This window comes from Sphingomonas sp. Ag1, assembly GCF_000980895.1.
In the GTDB taxonomy this organism is placed as follows: domain Bacteria; phylum Pseudomonadota; class Alphaproteobacteria; order Sphingomonadales; family Sphingomonadaceae; genus Sphingomonas; species Sphingomonas panaciterrae.
This window is the reverse complement of record NZ_LAZX01000035.1, coordinates 1-2,872: the sequence shown is the minus strand read 5'-3', so window position 1 is coordinate 2,872 and position 2,872 is coordinate 1. Positions and strand designations below refer to the sequence as shown.

At 68.0% G+C, this 2,872-nt stretch carries 4 protein-coding genes; all 4 read left to right on the top strand.

Annotated features, from left to right (window positions below):
• Positions 1-1,037, top strand: a 1,037-nt coding sequence (locus XM50_RS00360) for an aldehyde dehydrogenase family protein (RefSeq protein WP_046406405.1), incomplete at its 5' end; no start/stop codon positions are given.
• Positions 1,030-1,806 (top strand): ABC transporter substrate-binding protein, encoded by a 777-nt coding sequence (locus tag XM50_RS00355; RefSeq protein WP_052742290.1) that lies wholly within the window; start codon positions 1,030-1,032, stop codon positions 1,804-1,806. The genes XM50_RS00360 and XM50_RS00355, both read left to right, overlap by 8 nt.
• Positions 1,803-2,456, top strand: coding sequence for an amino acid ABC transporter permease (locus XM50_RS00350; protein WP_046406403.1), 654 nt, complete (start codon positions 1,803-1,805; stop codon positions 2,454-2,456). The genes XM50_RS00355 and XM50_RS00350 overlap by 4 nt, the downstream gene beginning before the upstream one ends.
• Positions 2,447-2,872 (top strand): amino acid ABC transporter ATP-binding protein (locus XM50_RS00345; RefSeq protein ID WP_197075240.1); only part of this gene is annotated, 426 nt, incomplete at its 3' end. The genes XM50_RS00350 and XM50_RS00345, both read left to right, overlap by 10 nt.

Genomic DNA, 2,872 nt, shown 5'->3' with positions numbered 1-2,872 from the left:
GCCAGCCGGTCGGCGTGGTGGCGGCGATCACGCCGTGGAATTTCCCCGCCGCGATGATCACGCGCAAGGTCGCGCCCGCGCTCGCCGTCGGTTGTGCCGTGGTGCTGAAGCCGTCGGAGCTGACCCCGCTCTCCGCGCTGGCGCTCGCCGCGCTGGCGGAGGAAGCGGGCGTGCCGGCCGGTGTCTTCAACGTGGTGGCGGGCGACGCCGAAGCGATCGGCGACGTCCTCACCCGCGATCCCCGCGTCCGCAAGTTCAGCTTCACCGGCTCGACCGCGGTGGGCAAGATGCTGGCCGCGCGCTGCATGGAGACGGTGAAGCGCGTGTCGCTGGAACTCGGCGGCAATGCGCCCTTCATCGTGTTCGACGATGCCGATGTGGAGGCCGCGGCCGACGGCGCGATGGCGTCCAAATTCCGCAACACCGGCCAGACCTGCGTCTGCGCGAACCGCTTCCTGGTACAGGACGGCATTTACGACGCCTTTGCCGAGGCGCTGGCGCGCCGCGTATCCGCGCTTCGCGCCGGCGACGGCCTGGCCGGCGTCACCGACCAGGGGCCGCTGATCAACCAGGCGGCGGTCGAGAAGGTCGCGCGGCATCGCGATGACGCGCTGGCCCGCGGCGCGCGCGTGGTTGCCGAGGGGCAGGTCGCTACCGGCGAGGGCAATGGAAACTTCATTCCCGCGACGCTGCTGGGCGACGTTCCGGCCGACGCGCTGCTGACGCGCGAGGAGACGTTCGGGCCGCTCGCAGGCTTGACCCGCTTTGCGCGGGAAGCTGATGCGATCCGAATGGCCAATGATACGCCCGCCGGCCTCGCCGCCTATCTCTACACCGCCGATGGCGCGCGCGCGACGCGCGTCGGCGAGCGGCTGGAATATGGCATGGTTGGCCTCAACACCGGGATCATCTCGACCGAGGTGGCGCCGTTCGGCGGGGTCAAGGAATCCGGCTTCGGCCGCGAAGGGTCGGTGTTCGGCGTCGACGATTACGTCTCGATCAAGCTGCTCGCGGCGGAGATCGCATGTAATGAATGAGCCGCTCGGCCTGCGTCGCCGGGATCTGCTTGCCGTGCCTGCCGCGGCGATGGTTCTGGCGGGCTGCCGCGTTCGCGATCGCGACCCCTCCACATTGGTGGTGGGATCGTCGCCGACCGGGGTGCCGTTCAGCTTTGTCGACCCGTGGAGCAATGAGCTGACGGGGTCGATGGTCGACACCGCGACCGCGGTGGTAAAGGCGGCGGGGCTGGGGGTGGAAACCGCGATCACGCCCTTTTCGGCGCTGATCCCCTCGCTGGTCGCACGCAAGATCGACGTGATCGCCGCCGCGCTGCTGCGCACCCCGGAGCGTGAGCGGATCGTGGCGTTCAGCCAGCCGGTCTATCGCTACACCGGCGCGCTGATCGTTCGCGGCGACGATCGCCGTTCGCTGCGCTCGCTGGATCAGATCGGCACCTTGCGCACCGGCGCCCAGGTCGGGTCGCGCTTCGTCGATCAGCTCGAGGCGGCGGGCGCCAGCAACGTTGCGACCTATGAATCGCTCGCCGACATCCTGCGCGATCTCGAAAACGGCCGGATCGACGTCGGCTATGGCGACGAACCGATCGTCCGGTACCAATTGCGCGTCGGCAGCCGGCGAAACGTCCGGCTCATCGAGGAATTTCGTGCGCCCGCGCGGGAGGAACTGTGCCTGGTGATGCGGCGCGACGATCCGCGCCTGCCGGCACTGAACGATGCGATCGCGCGGCTGGTCGATACGCGGATACCGGCCATCAACAGCAAATGGGGGCTTTCGAGCGCGGCATGAACGAGTTTCTGACAGATGCCATCTCGTTCCTTCCCGTGCTGGCGCGCGGGCTGTGGACGACCGTCCTGCTGACGCTGTGCGCGCTGGCGGTCAGCTTCGCGCTGGGCATGGTCTGGGCGCTGATGGGCATGTCCCGCCACGCCTCGCTCCGCGCGGCCAACGCCGTGATCGTCAACACGGTGCGCGGTATTCCGATCATCGTGCAATTGTTCTTCGTCTATTTCGTGCTGCCGGAATGGGGCATCGATTTCTCGCCCTTCTGGGCCGGCGTGATCGGGCTGGGGATCGCTTATTCGGTCTATCAGGCGGAAAACCTGCGCGGCGGGTTCGAGGCGGTGGATCCGCAGCTGATCGAGGCGGGCACGTCGCTTGGCATGGGGCGCGGCCTCATCATGCGCCGCATTGTCATGCCGCTGGGGCTGCGCACCGCCCTGCCATCATTCGGTAACACGACGGTGATGCTGCTCAAGGATTCCTCGATCGCTTCCACCATCACGGTCGCGGAGCTGACCCGGTCGGGCCAGTTGCTTGCCATCGCGACTTTCAAGAACGGGACCGTCTATGTCCTGATCGCGCTCCTCTACCTCGCGGCGAGCATTCCGCTCGCGATGGCTGTGCGCGCGCTCGAGAAAAAGGCTGCATGGCGATGATCACGCTATCCGGGGTCACCAAGTCGTTCGGCGACCGCCCGATCCTGCGCGGCGTCGATTTCGCGATCGCGGCGGGCGAGGTGGCGTGCCTGATCGGGCCGTCCGGCTCGGGCAAGTCGACCATCCTGCGCACCATCAACGGGCTGGAACGGCACGACGGCGGCACCATAACGGTGAACGGCCTGCTCCTGTCCGACCGCACCCTGCCGCAGATCCGCCGCCAGCTTTCTATGGTGTTTCAGCGGTTCAACCTGTTCCCGCACCGCACGGTGCTGGAAAATGTCATGGAAGGGCCGGTGCAGGTCCTGCGTGAGCCGGTGGCGGAGGTGCGCGAGCGCGCGCTGGCGCTGCTCGACCGGGTCGGCATGGCCGAACGCGCGGCGGCCTATCCGTCGCAGCTGTCGGGCGGCCAGCAG

Bases quoted from the DNA above. Each gene is read 5' to 3' on its own strand.
- XM50_RS00350 (WP_046406403.1), top strand. From the start codon at position 1,803: ATGAACGAGTTTCTGACAGATGCCATCTCGTTCCTTCCCGTGCTGGCG.
- XM50_RS00355 (WP_052742290.1), top strand. From the start codon at position 1,030: ATGAATGAGCCGCTCGGCCTGCGTCGCCGGGATCTGCTTGCCGTGCCT.